The organism is Apibacter mensalis (assembly GCF_001418685.1).
Lineage (GTDB): Bacteria > Bacteroidota > Bacteroidia > Flavobacteriales > Weeksellaceae > Apibacter > Apibacter mensalis.
Map to the genome: position 1 here is coordinate 88,057 of NZ_LIVM01000008.1, position 14,489 is coordinate 102,545.

General features: G+C 31.4%; 13 protein-coding genes. 4 read left to right on the forward strand and 9 right to left on the reverse strand.

Translation table 11 applies throughout. The features are described 5' to 3' along the window. Positions 1–7 precede the first annotated feature (7 nt). From ASC36_RS06915 to ASC36_RS06925, 3 genes are read right to left on the reverse strand one after another with little or no spacing between them, the layout of a single operon-like run. Positions 8–604, reverse strand: coding sequence for a MotA/TolQ/ExbB proton channel family protein (locus tag ASC36_RS06915; protein ID WP_055425764.1), 597 nt, complete (start codon positions 602–604; stop codon positions 8–10). A gap of 49 nt (positions 605–653) precedes the next feature. Beyond that, on the reverse strand, positions 654–1,334 hold the full coding sequence (locus ASC36_RS06920; RefSeq protein WP_073961240.1) for a hypothetical protein: 681 nt from the start codon (positions 1,332–1,334) through the stop codon (positions 654–656). Between the two features lie 19 nt (positions 1,335–1,353). Then, positions 1,354–4,467, reverse strand: coding sequence for a cobaltochelatase subunit CobN (locus tag ASC36_RS06925; protein WP_082435419.1), 3,114 nt, complete (start codon positions 4,465–4,467; stop codon positions 1,354–1,356). Here ASC36_RS06925 and ASC36_RS06930 point away from each other — a divergent pair. After that, a complete protein-coding gene (locus ASC36_RS06930) occupies positions 4,466–5,047 on the forward strand; it encodes a TonB-dependent receptor domain-containing protein (RefSeq protein ID WP_260182351.1) in 582 nt (193 codons plus the stop codon). The genes ASC36_RS06925 and ASC36_RS06930 overlap by 2 nt on opposite strands. A 240-nt stretch (positions 5,048–5,287) precedes the next feature. After that, complete coding sequence (locus ASC36_RS06935; RefSeq protein ID WP_055425768.1) at positions 5,288–6,340, forward strand: HmuY family protein; 1,053 nt, start codon at positions 5,288–5,290, stop codon at positions 6,338–6,340. A 40-nt stretch (positions 6,341–6,380) separates the two neighbouring features. Here ASC36_RS06935 and ASC36_RS06940 read toward each other — a convergent pair whose 3' ends face one another. From ASC36_RS06940 to rsfS, 6 genes are all read right to left on the reverse strand, one after another. Next, the gene (locus ASC36_RS06940) at positions 6,381–7,274 is read right to left on the reverse strand and encodes a bifunctional 5,10-methylenetetrahydrofolate dehydrogenase/5,10-methenyltetrahydrofolate cyclohydrolase (protein ID WP_055425769.1); all 894 of its coding nucleotides are present in this window, start codon (positions 7,272–7,274) and stop codon (positions 6,381–6,383) included. 262 nt (positions 7,275–7,536) lie between these two features. After that, positions 7,537–8,193, reverse strand: a complete 657-nt coding sequence (locus ASC36_RS06945) for a phosphatidylserine decarboxylase family protein (RefSeq protein ID WP_055425770.1) — start codon at positions 8,191–8,193, stop codon at positions 7,537–7,539. Further along, positions 8,190–9,053, reverse strand: a complete 864-nt coding sequence (locus ASC36_RS06950) for a phosphatidate cytidylyltransferase (RefSeq protein ID WP_073961234.1) — start codon at positions 9,051–9,053, stop codon at positions 8,190–8,192. The genes ASC36_RS06945 and ASC36_RS06950 overlap by 4 nt, the downstream gene beginning before the upstream one ends. Positions 9,054–9,065: 12 nt before the next feature. Next, on the reverse strand, positions 9,066–9,635 hold the full coding sequence (locus tag ASC36_RS06955; RefSeq protein WP_055425772.1) for a hypothetical protein: 570 nt from the start codon (positions 9,633–9,635) through the stop codon (positions 9,066–9,068). Between the two features lie 94 nt (positions 9,636–9,729). After that, positions 9,730–11,742 (reverse strand): ATP-dependent zinc metalloprotease FtsH, encoded by a 2,013-nt coding sequence (gene ftsH / locus ASC36_RS06960; RefSeq protein ID WP_055425773.1) that lies wholly within the window; start codon positions 11,740–11,742, stop codon positions 9,730–9,732. Positions 11,743–11,789: 47 nt separating this feature from the next. Beyond that, a complete protein-coding gene (gene rsfS / locus ASC36_RS06965) occupies positions 11,790–12,164 on the reverse strand; it encodes a ribosome silencing factor (RefSeq protein ID WP_055425774.1) in 375 nt (124 codons plus the stop codon). A 125-nt stretch (positions 12,165–12,289) separates the two neighbouring features. On the opposite strand from rsfS, the gene ASC36_RS06970 reads away from it, so the two are divergent. Together ASC36_RS06970 and ASC36_RS06975 are read left to right on the forward strand one after the other, a co-directional pair. Further along, entirely contained in the window at positions 12,290–12,985 is a 696-nt protein-coding gene (locus tag ASC36_RS06970) for a biotin--[acetyl-CoA-carboxylase] ligase (protein WP_055425775.1), read from the forward strand. 108 nt (positions 12,986–13,093) lie between these two features. Beyond that, positions 13,094–14,470 carry a tetratricopeptide repeat protein gene (locus tag ASC36_RS06975; protein WP_055425776.1) on the forward strand — a complete coding sequence of 459 codons (1,377 nt, stop codon included), beginning with the start codon at positions 13,094–13,096 and terminating at the stop codon, positions 14,468–14,470. Positions 14,471–14,489: the final 19 nt, after the last annotated feature.

The window sequence follows — 14,489 nt, forward strand, 5'->3', positions numbered from 1 at the left end:
TTTACACTTATTTTGCATTACCTGTTACCATGCTTGCTATATAGTCCAAATTATTAACTTCTTTTGCATACCATCGTTGCTTGACTTGTAAGGTAACCAGCCCAATGGCACTTACTACCAATCCGATTACGGTTGTTGCGAAAACTACTTGCATATTATAAGCCATACCTGAGACATCTCCTGTGGAAAGCCCTACTAATGCCGGGCTCATTGCTATCAGTGTACCAATTAAACCTAATACCGGACCTAATTTTGCCAGCATTTTAGATAATAAGAGGTCTTTATCAGCCTCATTTTCAAAATTTGAAATTGTGTAATCGGCATAAGCTTCATAGTTTGTATTTTCTAATAGTGTTCTTAAATATTTTATATATAAAGAGTTATTTTTTTGAGGTAATGTTGCTTGTAAATCTTTCAATTTTTCTTGGGTAAAATTTACAATTATCGGATTTATTTTCTTGTCATTTTTTCTTTTTACAATAAATTGATTATAAAAGCTTCCCAATAGAAGTAAAGAGCGAGCGAATAACAGGAGTAATATAATGATATCCGGAATTAATAAACTATTCGCTACCCAAAATAATACATTTGATATAATTTCCATATTTATTTAGTTATTTTTATATTCTTTTCTTACTGTTTTAATAATAGTTTTATTGGGTTAATTTCCATTTAATTTTATTTCCTATACATCCTACTAGGAAAAACAACAGAAAAAGTCCTGCAGTTAAAAGTATATTTCTAAAATTAAGGGTTTCATTCGAGGTTTTGTATACAATATTTCCATCAACGGTTATTATTAGTCCAAGAATACAAATGATTAAGCTGACTATAAAATGTATTTCAAGTCTTAAATCAAAATCAGGAAGGGATTTCTTAATTGCTATGATTGCCAAAACCATAGATAATATAACTGTCGAAGCATAGAGAATTGCCATAGTTAAAAAATTGAAACCGGTACATGTAAAGGCTGCTTGGGTTAGTCCATAAAACAATACTAAAAACAATAATACCCCGGGGTAATAGTGTAATACTAACCTAAGTATCTGATGTTTTTTATTTTCATACCATCCCATTAATACGGCAAAACAAAAAGCAAAAAATAAGCCCGATTCTACTGTAACCAGCACAGAAACGTTTTGCATCATAACACTATCAGCTAAAAAATTTTCTATTTGAGTTTTAGATTGTTTAATGGATAAAGGATAAATCCATAATATAAATGCTGTATAAATAAGCAGCATTATGCCTATTTGTCTTTTTTTCCAAAAACTCAGCTTAATAATAGCATTTATTAGTATTAAACCCATTAATAATTGTTTGATGAGTTCCATAGAATATTCTTCTTTTATTTTAACCGTTTTTTTTTCTTTTCCTGATATATAATGTAAGTGAAAGGACAACAATGCTTATAACTGTGATTAATATAATGCCGTTTACTGCTGTTTTTTCTGATTTGTTATTACCTCTGAAAACTTCTTCTTTTTTTAGAACCATCCCCTCTTTATTGCTGGATGAAATCTCTCCTATTTTCATTTTAGTTATTTGTTGTTTATATTCCGTAGATTGTTGTGGTTCAACTTGAGTTGCAATATAATCTTGTAATTTTTTATTGTTTCCTGAAAAACCTGCCCCGGAATGTCCGAATTCTTTAACTGTTTGTGTATGTACGAGAGCTGTTTTCTTTAATTGCTCCTTAGTTGCTTTCCACATCCCTTTTCTTGAGGTTTCGAGCATAATTGCTGTGATCTCTTCTAAAGCTGCCGGGTTAACTTTTTTGAAAAATTCTTTAGTTCCTAAATTCGCTTTATAATTTACATAGGTATCATAAATTTGATTCCACATTTCATTATCGATGGCTTCGGGCTTCATTACGTTCCAACCGTACGTATTGGTTATAATCTCTGTTATATCGGCTGCACTGGAGGCTCCTCCTTTCATCTTTTCTTTAATATATACAGGATTGAAAAGGGTGGTACGTGCTTCTACTCCAATAGCTTCTTTTAATTCCTGCATTTTGAAATTATTATGGTTTCTATAATCAGCAAAGTACGCAACCGGATCTTTTCCTGTAACGTGGCGAATGGCAAGATTCATTCCTCCCATAAATTCATATACATGATCTAAACTTAAAGCTCCCCAAGTATTGCTTTGTCTTGGATGAACAACCATATCCGTATTTTTTAATACAGCTTTTAACAATCCTTTGTGAAAATCACCCCAATTTTTATCACTGCCATAAATTGCACCCATATTATTGATATAGGTTTCCGCTATTTCTTTTTCATTTTCCCATTTATCTCCGCTGGTCACCATTTCTTGAATTCCTGTTCCATACATTCCATTAACTCCGCCAAATATTCGTTGCGTTGAAATTTGGCGAGCTTCTTGCGGAGATACCCCTTCATCTACCAAACTTTTTTCTATATCTGTAGTGCTTTGAGCAACTAAATTTTCATAGTTGGAATCTTTGGCCGATGCGGCTATTTCTACGGCTCTGGATAGTAACGCTAATCGTGAGGCTGCTAAATCTCTAAACTGTCCGGAAGTTTGCACCACCACATCGATTCTCGGTCTGCCTAAATTCGCGGATTCTATGAGCTGTAAATCGGATACTCTTCCAAAGGCATCCCAAACCGGTTCAACTCCCAGCATATATAAAACCTGTGCTAGGGTTGTTCCTTCACTCTCAATAAATTCACTGCTCCAAAAGGTATAATTAACTTTTTTAGGGTAGGTTCCATGACTGGCTTTATATTGTGCTAAGGTTGTATTAACAAGTTCTTTACCTCTCTCCCAAGCTATTTCTGTAGGTGTCGATTCTGCATTTATGGAATATAAGTTTCTACCGGTTGGCACTCCGTTTGGATTCGCCACTGCATCTCCTCCTGAAGATGGCTCAATATAGCCTCCGGATAGAGCATTGATCAATGCTTCAAATTCCAATTCGGGACTTTCTTCTAAACTCTTTTTGTATTTTTTTATGTTGGTTATGGTTCTTTCCATTTCTACAATAGCTCTTGCTCTTGATTTTTGCTCTTTGGTATATACAATCTTTTTATCCGCCATTCCATGCATTGGCTTTTTTTCTGAATCCTTTATAGCAGGATGTGCTGCTGTTTTTGATTGGGTATTTTTAGAAGGATCTGAAGAACTAATCGGTATAGAGGGTTTACCGTCTGTGCGTTTATTACTTTTTTTAAACTTTCTTTTCAAAGGAGAAATAATCATTTTAGATTGTTCCAATTCTTTTTCATCAATTCCGGAAAAATTGCAAATAAATGCAGGGGTCACTTCTCTCCCGGATAAGATTTGAGTTACTAAATTTTTGGCAACGTCTAAATATCTCTGTTTAAAGTATACTTTATTTTTTAATTGCTTCTCGGTTACTATTCCTCTTTGCTTATCTAAGGCTGCTAAGCTATAGGCGATCGGATCTGTACTCATAGCCTGTACGGATGATATGATTTGGTCTTTTGTATAAGGTATTCCGGATGTATAGAGATGTCCGGACATTTTCTCATTGGAAATTTCTTCAGCAAAATTTTCAATTCTTTCTATTTCCTCTAAATTATAAGGTTGAGTTAATATACTATCTAAACGTAAATCTCTATGCAGTCCTATTTTTACCGCTATTTTTTTTACTTCCAAAGATATTGCGGGTTGATTGATTTCATCGGTTTTATAGTAATTTTGTATCTTATCTTGCAATTCTTTAAATTGTGAACAGGTCTGATTTTCCATAAATGCAGGAGTTAAATAAGATATTAGGGTGGCATAAGAGCGTCTTTTAGCCATCATACTTTCACCTATATTTCCTATGGTATAATAGTAGAAGTGAGGTAACGTGCCCACTAATCTGTCCGGCCAATCCTCATTGCTTAAGGCGACTTGTTTTTGCGGTGTAAACTCAAGGCTTCCATGTGTCCCAAAATGGATAAGAGCATCTGCTCGGAAACCATGCTGTACCCAAAGGTATGAGCCTATATAGGTATGAGGAGGTGCTGTTTTTTCTCCATGTATTATAGCAAAGGTATCACCTCCCAATCCGGCCATGGGTTGCGGCAACAAAACAATATTTCCGAATTGAATTCGAGAAATTGCCAGATAGGAATTTTCTTTTACTTTTTTACTCATATAATTGCCCGGTGCTTCATCATAAACCGCAGTTACTTCAGCATACTTTTCTGGTGTAAGTGTATTTTTAATCCAGCTTTCATAGGTATGTTTATCGATCAACTCCGGATTACCCTTTTTTAAAAATTCATCAAAGGCTCCTTGGGCATAGGTACTCATTACTGAGCCCTGTGTCATCAACAATCGTTCAAAATCTCGTTCATTTTCAGGTAATTTCTCAACTTTATACCCTTCTTTTTTCAACCGTTTTAAAAAATTATAAAGTGAAGGCACCGTTTCTAATCCTTGAGCGGTTAATGATTCTTTACCGGGACCTTTATAATAGTAGATAGCTAGTTTTAATACGAAATTTGATAATCAGTATTCTTATTCACTTGCCATGAAATATCAATTATCGCCAAACTCCAATTTTCGTACGGAAATAACTTCTACTAACAGAACTCCAAATTTTGATGAATTATATACTTATTTTGTAGATACCAATCACAATATACAAGGTAATGAGAATTTACTTCCTGAAAAAGGATATTCCAGCTCTGTCTATTGGAATCAAAAATTCAAATTTAAAGATAATTGTAAAGGAGAGATTACCTTAAGCACTTTGTATATTAATTTAAAAGACAAAATTGAATTGGCAACAGTCAATATCCAGCCCTTAGAATACAAATATTTGAATGTGGATAAGTTCAAAAGATGGGGGATACAGTTCAATTCTAATTTGAAAATACATAATTTGCATTTTAACCTTAATGCCTCTTATTTTGGAGTTTCACGAACATTAGAAGATAACATTAAGGGAATTCATATTGCAAGGCCTGACAATGATTACTTGTATACCTTCCATTTAAACTCAAATGTTAATTATACAAGTAAAAAATGGAAAAGAATCTTCATATGTGTTAAATTCTAAAACGGATTCCTATTATCTGGGAAAACAAGATGATTTTGATTTACTTGATTTTTCAGTAAGAAAAACATTGTTTAACAAATTTATGAACTTACGGCAGGTGTAAGAAATATTTTTGACGTTAAAAAAGTAAATACGACAGCAGCAAAAGCAGGAGCTCATGAAGGACCGGTGAGAGGTATAAATTTATTTTATGGCAGGTCCTACTTCACTAAACTTGGTTTTAATTTTAATATTTAAATGATGAAAAAATATTTTTCACCTATACTAATTTCTTTTTTTATAATCTTAAGTTGTAAAGAAGATGATAGTCCTATATATGTACCCCAACCTGGAGCAACTTTAGATATTCCTGTAGGAGGACCCACTGAGCCTAATCAGGTTTGGGTAGATTTAGATCAATGCACAGTTAATGTAAATCAACGGGATTCTTGGGATTTTGGTTTTTATTTTGATGAAAATTTTCGTGTTATTTTGAATAATTCAACAGGGATGGCAGCAGGAAAATTAAATTCAACTAATATCGATGAGGTTAAAGAATCCGATATCGCTTCCTTAAAATCTGTAGTAACGGTCGGTAATTTTCAAGCTGATAATGTACAATATGTTGATGATATTATGGGAAATTACTTGGAACGAACAGCCATCGATGAAATAAGAAAAAAAGACGAAGAAAACCATGTTTATCTTGTTAACATGGGATATTTTGTATTTAATGGCAATACAAATGATTTAACGGTTATAGGAGATCATAGAGGTTGGAAAAAAATTAGAATTCTTCGTAATGATTTTAATAGTTATAAAATTCAATATGCAGATATTTCCGATATTACACATAAAGAAGTGATTGTAAAAAAGAATAAGGGTTATCATTTTTCATATGTAAGCTTATCCGGAGGTATGATAAAAGTCCAACCTCCTAAAAAGTTATGGGATATGTGCTTTACTGTTTTCATTAATGAAAACAAAGGGCATGGTACCTATACCTTCGCAGATTTTATAACTATTAATACCATGAGCAACACAGGCGCCTATCAAGCAAATATATCAGAGGTGGGTAGTTATGAAGATTTTACCAAGGAAAAAGTAGATTTTACTAAATTCGTATATAATGACCAAAGAGTCATTGGTTCAAGCTGGAGAACTACTTATGGTGGTGCTAAGGTATATACGGATCGGTTTTACGTTCTTAAGGATTCAAAAGGTAATTTATTTAAGCTTAAATTTATAAATATGACTGATAAGAACGGACATAGAGGATACCCGAAATTAGAATATAAAATACTTACTAATTAATTCTTCATTATTTACAGGTTGTTATACATTAACCTGTTTATTATTTATTCTGTTTTTTTATTTCTTTACTATAAGCAAACAGGGTGTTTTTCAGAAGCATGGCTCTGGTCATCGGACCTACCCCCCCAGGAACAGGAGTTATCCAAGATGCTTTTGGGGATACTTCAGGAAAATCGACATCTCCGGATAAATAATATCCTTTTTCACTGGTGAAATCCTCTACCTTAGTAATACCAACATCTATAATCACTGATCCTTGCTTTATCATGTCTGCTTTTAAAAATTGGGGAACTCCTAAAGCCGTAATTATTATGTCTGCATTCCGTGTATGCTTAGGTATATCTACCGTTTTAGAGTGTACCAGAGTAACCGTTGCATCTCCCGGATTTCCTTTTCTGCTTAAAAGAATGCTCATCGGACGCCCCACAATCCTACTTCTGCCAATAACAACCACTTGTTTGCCTTCAGTAGATATTTTATATCTTGACAACATTTCCATAATACCGTAAGGAGTCGCCGGTAGAAAACTTTCAATTCCCAAGGCCATTTTTCCAAAATTAACGGGATGAAAACCATCTACATCTTTATCAGGATTTATTGCTGTTATAATTCTTTCTTGATTTATATGTTTAGGAAGCGGCAATTGAACTATAAACCCATCTAATCCATCGGTTTCATTTAATTTTCCTACTTCTTTAAGTAACCCTTCTTCTGTTATCGTATTCTTAAGCTTTACTAGTGAAGATTTAAAGCCTACTGCTTGGCAATCTTTGATCTTGTTATTTACATAGGTTACACTTGCTGCATTCTCACCCACAAGTAGAGCTAATAAATGAGGTCGGCGATACCCTTGATTTACATATTGGATAACCTCATCTTTGATTTCCTGTTTTATTTGTTTGGATAATTTAATTCCATCCAAAATATTAGCCATATTTTTACTATTAATTAGTGATACAAATGTAAAAATTAACTTCTATTAATTATGTATAAAAAAGAGTATGTATCTGATTGTGTAACCTAATTAAGATACTTAAAGCTTAAAATTATTAATTATTTTAAATAAAATCAAACTAAAATTATAATATTAATAGCATAATAAATAATCCAGATCTTTGCCTAATTCATACTAGGCCCTTAAAGAATAAAATTCAATAAAAATTAGCTAACTATATTAAAATAAGGTTATTATATTTTTAATTTTTTAATCTGGCAATAACTCTTTCTCCTCCATCAGGTATCATCTCTCCAACCTTAACTAAAATTTCAGTTCCTAAAGGAAGAAAAATATCCATTCTTGAACCGAATTTTATAAAACCAAAATCTTTACCTGCTTGGGCCATATCTCCTATTTGAGAATAGATTACTATCCTTCTGGCCATAGCACCTGCGATTTGTCTAAATAGTATTTTTTGTTCTTGTTGAGTTTCAACTGCTACAGTAGTTCGTTCATTTAATTCCGATGATTTTTCATGCCAAGCCACTAAAAATTTACCCGGGTGATATTTTTTAAATATTACTTTTCCACTTACCGGATATCTGCATACATGTACATTCAATGGAGACATAAAAATAGATACTTGGATGCAATTGGTTTTAAGAAATTCTTTTTCATAAACTTCTTTTACAATTACCACCTTTCCATCTACCGGTGCAATAATTTCATTATCCTTCGCTTGACATTTTCTTATCGGATTTCTAAAAAACCAGATGATAAAAAATGATAATACCATAGCCGGTATAGCAATTATAAGTCCCCAATAGTAAAGACAATAAATGGAAAGTATACTTATTACAATGCTTATCAATAAACTTATATTTATAATAGATTTACCTTCTTTGTGTAATCTCATACGATAGTACTTAATAAATAATAGGCAAATACAGCAGGAATACAAAAGATAAAACTATCTAATCTATCCAATAATCCGCCATGTCCAGGAATTAAATTTCCGGAATCTTTAACATTAAATTTTCTTTTCAACTTAGATTCTGCAAGATCACCTATGGGTGCTAATATAGCTATAATTATACTAATTACAATCCAATTTCCGCGTAATCTCGGTTCATAATATTCAATAATTAATCCGGCTATCAATGTTGACACAATTCCCCCGATTAATCCTTCGACAGATTTATTAGGTGAAATATGGGGAGCAAGTTTTTTTTTCCCAAATTTACTACCTATTAAATAGGCAAAGCTATCACTTATCCATAGCAGTAAAAATATATAAAATATTTCTGGAGTCAAAGGATTATTACTTCTTGGTATAGATAAACTAAGCCCAAAGGGAAGACTTAAATAGGCAATTGCAAAAATTAGTTTTGCACTATCTGTGTAAAGCTCATCTGAAAAATAAAACAGAGTTAAAATGCAAAGGACAAATAGTACTAATACAAGTATGTACCTCCAATAAAGTAATTTTAAACTAAAACTGCCATTAAAAAAATTTTGAGTAAAGGTATAATATACAATTCCTATTAAGATAAAGGTCAGTATTTTATAGATAAGGTTAGTGTATTTTAAAAGCTTAACTGTTTCGTAACTGCTACCTATAAGAAATAGAGTTAGTAAAGCATATAATAAATGATAAGAATTAATTTTATGATCAAAGTAAACATATACTATATCTGAAAGAAAATTGGTGGTGCATAAAAAAATAAGCAGCACATATACTAAACCAGATAAGGAACGGACAAATATTGTTTTCACCTGTTTTAAAAATTATTCTTCAACTAAGAGTAAATATAGTTTTTTTGCTGTTGATATACTGCTAAACCCTTGCACCTGATTACCATGAATAGAGGTAATATTAGAAGGAATATTATTTTTTTTAGCATATCTTATCTTAGCCAATCCAACACTTGAAGAAGAGATTATCTGACTAGGAGTTGCCCAAACTATTATTTTTTTAGGTAAATCCGATTTTTTTAAATGATGAGTTTGATCTGAAGATATCATAATGGAACCATCCAAAGCTACTAAATATTCACAGTTTATCAAGGCTATATCTTGATCACCTGTGCTTTGAGTAGAATAATTACAATCTAAGAGATTAATCATAGATATTAGCTTTGGGTCTACACACAAAACTTCACTTATGTCTTCATTTTTAAGTATTTCTTGTAGATAATGTAAAGATTCTTCTCGATTTATGCAGTAGAAAAACATTCCTCCTCCGGCTTTAAATTTCCTAGCAAACGCTACGTCTTCTTCTTCTCCTTCATTATAAAAATCTAGATTAGTAGTCTCGTCTTTGTTTTTTTTCCCAAATATTTTGTTAAGAAATCCCATTCACTTTTTAACACTTAAAAATCAAAATTATTTTCATATCAAATCAAATATATAAAAAACTTTTTATTTCATATGATTTTTAGAATTTATCAAATTACTTGCCATTATTTGGATTCTTTGATTCATTAGTGTAAACATTTTCTTCAAGACCTTTATCTTTTAATTCTTCTGAAAAAGTTTCTTCATCGAATTTTCTTTTTCCGAAAATTTCTTCTAAATCCTCTTTGAATATTACTTCTTTTTCTAATAATTTGTTAGCTAACCTAGTTAATTTATCTTTATGATCAGATAAAATTTGAACAGCTCTTTTATATTGAGATTCAATGATCTTTGAAATTTCTTTATCAATAGTTTCTGCAGTTAATTCTGAGTAAGGTTTAGTAAAACCGTATTCATTGCCCGAACTATCGTAATAAGATATATTTCCTATTTGATCGCTCAATCCATAAATGGTAACCATGGCATTGGCTTGTTTCGTCACCCTCTCCAAATCGGACAAAGCTCCTGTAGATATATTATTAAAAATCACTTCTTCTGCAGCTCTACCTCCTAAAGTAGCGCATATTTCATCTAACATTTGTTCAGTGGTTGTCAATTGTCTTTCTTCGGGAAGATACCAGGCTGCCCCTAAAGAGCGTCCTCTTGGTATGATAGTTACTTTTAATAAAGGAGCTGCATGTTCTACCATCCAACTAATGGTTGCATGACCTGCTTCGTGAAAAGCAACTCTCTTTTTCTCATGGGGTTTGATTACTTTATTTTTCTTCTCTAAACCACCGATTATTCTGTCAACCGAATCTAAGAAATCTTGTCTTCCAACACTTTCTTTTCCTTTACGTGCAGCTATTAATGCGGCTTCATTACAAACATTGGCAATGTCTGCACCACTAAACCCGGGGGTTTGTTTAGCTAAGAAATCTATATCTAAATCTTCATCTAATTTTAAAGGTTTCAGATGAACTTGAAATATTTCTTTTCTTTCATTTAAATCCGGTAGATCAACATAAATGGATCTATCAAAACGCCCCGGACGCATTAGTGCTTTATCCAAAATATCTGCTCGATTGGTTGCAGCTAATACGATAACGCTGGTGTTAGTTCCAAATCCATCCATTTCCGTTAACAATTGATTCAAGGTATTTTCTCTTTCATCATTGGATCCGGTGATATTATTTTTACCTCTTGCCCTACCAATAGCATCTATTTCATCAATGAATATAATTGAAGGTGATTTTTCTTTTGCTTGACGAAATAGATCTCTTACTCTGGAGGCTCCTACTCCTACAAACATTTCTACAAAGTCTGAACCTGATAACGAAAAAAACGGAACTTTGGCTTCTCCCGCAACTGCTTTGGCCAAGAGTGTTTTACCTGTTCCCGGAGGCCCAACTAATAAAGCTCCTTTTGGTATCTTACCACCCAATTTGGTATATTTTTGAGAATTTTTTAAAAAATCAACTATTTCTTCTACCTCTTCTTTTGCGCCTTCCAATCCGGCTACATCTTTAAAGGTAACTCGTACATTATCGTTTTCATCAAAAAGTTTAGCTTTTGAACGACCTATGTTAAATATCTGTCCACCTCCCCCGGCACCACCACCGGCCATTTTACGAAATAAGAAAAACCATATTAAAGCAAAGAAAAGAATTGGTAATAACAATTGAATAAACACATCACCCCATTGACTGGGGTTTTCAAATTCCAAATTGGTATTTAAATTATACTTGGCTTTATCTTCATTGAATCTTTTCTCAAATAATTGCTTGTCTCCAGCTATAAATGAAAATTGTGGAGAATCGGAAATTTGCTTAAAAGGACTAAAACCTTGGTTATCCATATTGTATACTTCAGGATTCTTCATTGCATCCTGTGTCAAATACACTTTGACTTCAGAAGAGCCATTAACGAAAACAACATTCTTAACATATCCCTTCTCTAAGTAGGTAAAAAATTTAGCTGAATCTATTTTTACGTCCTTTCCGGAATTTAAAAATTCTTGAGATAATAGTAGTATAGCAAAAATGATTAGTATACCGTAAAACCAATTAAACGAAAATGCTTTATTATCTTTTTTCCTCTTATTATTTTTATTATTTGTTTCCAAAATTAAGTCTGATTTTTATAATTATCGGATTTATTATATTTTAAGATCTATTATTTACCCGGATTAGGTATTTTAGTAATTTCCACATCACCCCATAAATTTTCTAAATCATAATATTCTCTATATTCGGGTTGAAAAATGTGAACAACCACGGATACATAATCCATTAAAATCCACTGCTGATTATCAACTCCTTCAATATGCCAAGGTTTGTCTTTAGAATTCTTTCTTACAAATCTTTCCACGGAATTAGAAATAGCTGAAACTTGGGTATTAGTTCCACCGGTACATATGACAAAATAATCTGTAATTGTATTTTCTAATTTGGTAAAGTCCAAAATAGTTATATCATATCCTTTAACTTCTTCTATCCCTTTTATAATATTTTCTAATAATGCTTTTTTTTCGATCTGTGTATCAATCATTTAATCTATTTCTAGTATAGTGTATCTTCTATGAAATTTTATGAATTATGCAAAAATAATCAATTTATCACTTATATTAATTATTATTTAATAATTTTATCATTTAATTGTATTTGTCAAAACCTATGCCATTAGAATATTTTGATAGAATTGGTTCTACTAACGATTTTGTCAGAGAAAATTTAAAACGATATTCAACTAATTTCCATGGAGTATATTCTTTTAATCAAACGAAAGGAAAGGGTGTTAACGGTCATCAATGGATTTCAGAATCTGAGAAAAATATTGCCCTGACATTTTGTCTTACTGACCCTGCCATACATAATAATTATATTAGTTTTTGGGTAGCCATCAGGGTTTGTTATTTTATAAAAAAAATAACTAAAACCGATGCATTAATCAAATGGCCAAATGACATTTTAATCAATAAAAAAAAGGTAAGCGGAATTCTAATTGAAAAATCTGCAAATACCTTTATTATTGGAATAGGTATCAATGTTCTTCAAAAAGAATTTTCTGGTGTTCCTCATGCCTCCTCATTAATTTCATTTTCATCTCAAAATTATGACCTTAAAGAATTAGTTCATGCTTTAATGAAAGATTTTAAAGACTATTTTCATATATTAAAAGATCCTTTTTATCTTCTTAAAAAGTATAATGAATATTTATTTGGAAAAGGTAAAGTAATGGTGTTTAAAATTGGTGAAACCAAAAAAAACGGAATTATTCAAAAAGTTGAAGAAGATGGACTTTTAGAGGTCGAAGTTGAAAACGCGGGTATTATGAAATTTAGAATCAAAGAAATCGAATTTTTATATTGAATTATTTAAATTTTGTTAAATACTTGTTAATAACAAATCATTTCATATAGTTATATTACTTTTTTTTAATTATCTTTACATAAATTTAAAAAAGAAATTATAATCTAAGTGGAAGATTTTTTAGACAATGAGCTGGTAAATATGTTCGAAGAAATGTTGGAAGAAAATAAATCCGTTTATTTTGAAGCGGATGAGTTTTGCGAAATAATTTCTTTCTACTTGGATATTTATGATTTTGAATACGCCATAAAAGCTCTTGATATTGCATTTTCTCTTTATCCTAATAACATTGATATCAAAATCAAGCAGCTCGAATATTTTGTGGGAACTGAAGATTTACATAATGCTTCCGATTTAATTGATGAACTAAATGAATTATGTTTTGCTGATACGGATTATTTAATTGCAACTGCAAGATATTGGTCTTTACGTAAATTTCCTTATAAATCTATAGATTTTTATATGGCTGCATTAGAAAATGAAGAAGATGAAGATTATATTTATAATTGTTTAGGTAACGAATATCTCGAAATTAATGAGCCAATGCATGCCTTAAATTCGTACAAAAAAGCATTGGAATGTAACAAAAATGACGAATATTCCTTATTTTCTTGTATCCATTGCTATGAAATTCTACATCAACACAGAGAATGTATTACTTTTTTAAATCAGTTTATCGAGGTAAATCCTTATTCTGAAGAAGCTTGGTTTCAATTAGGTTTACAATATTTAAATCTTAATTGGTACGATAAAGCCTTAGTTGCTTTTGATTATACTATTGTTATAAATCCAAAAAGTATTGCCGGATATACTCAAAAAGCTTTCTGTTACGAAAAATTAAATAATTGGGAACAAGCAATCTGTGTGTATAATGAATCTCTGGAATTTGATGATACAGCAGCTTTTACTCTTTTTAAGATAGGACAGGCTTACAATAAACTTCATAAACCTATTCAAGCTCTTTCTTCTTTTCAAAAAGCGGTAAAAGAAGACCCGCAATTTGATAAAGCTTGGTATGAAATATCAGATCTTTATGATTCATTAGGTAATAATGAGGAAGCTCTTCATTATATAAAAAAAGCCTTAGATATAGAAACTAAACAAGTAAGCTATTGGAAAAAATATGCATATCTTAATATTCAGCTTGGTAAATATGAAGAAGCTTCGGATACGTTTGAGATTATTATTGAGTTAGAACCTCATCATTTTTATAATTGGTTGGCTTATTCTGAATTGCTAATCAGCTTGGGAGATTATGCTAAGGCAGCTTTATTACTGCACACAAGTTTTAAGAAATTTCATAGAGCAGAACTATATTACCAATTAAGTAATTGCTATTTCTTGTTGAAGAATAATGAAAAGAGTGTAAAATTTTTAAAAATGGCACTAAAATTGAATCCTTCCATCAAACAAGAAATGCAGGAAAAATACTCAATTTCACTTAGGGATCATACTATAAAATATAAAAATCCCGGCATTATTTAAAAAAAAATTATTAACAAAT

Excerpts from the sequence above, each read along its gene's own strand:
- ASC36_RS06915 (WP_055425764.1), bottom strand. The coding sequence starts at position 604 with ATGGAAATTATATCAAATGTATTATTTTGGGTAGCGAATAGTTTATTA.
- ASC36_RS06920 (WP_073961240.1), bottom strand. The coding sequence starts at position 1,334 with ATGGAACTCATCAAACAATTATTAATGGGTTTAATACTAATAAATGCT.
- ASC36_RS06935 (WP_055425768.1), top strand. The coding sequence starts at position 5,288 with ATGAAAAAATATTTTTCACCTATACTAATTTCTTTTTTTATAATCTTA.
- ASC36_RS06940 (WP_055425769.1), bottom strand. The coding sequence starts at position 7,274 with ATGGCTAATATTTTGGATGGAATTAAATTATCCAAACAAATAAAACAG.
- ASC36_RS06945 (WP_055425770.1), bottom strand. The coding sequence starts at position 8,193 with ATGAGATTACACAAAGAAGGTAAATCTATTATAAATATAAGTTTATTG.
- ASC36_RS06955 (WP_055425772.1), bottom strand. The coding sequence starts at position 9,635 with ATGGGATTTCTTAACAAAATATTTGGGAAAAAAAACAAAGACGAGACT.
- rsfS (WP_055425774.1), bottom strand. The coding sequence starts at position 12,164 with ATGATTGATACACAGATCGAAAAAAAAGCATTATTAGAAAATATTATA.
- ASC36_RS06970 (WP_055425775.1), top strand. The coding sequence starts at position 12,290 with ATGCCATTAGAATATTTTGATAGAATTGGTTCTACTAACGATTTTGTC.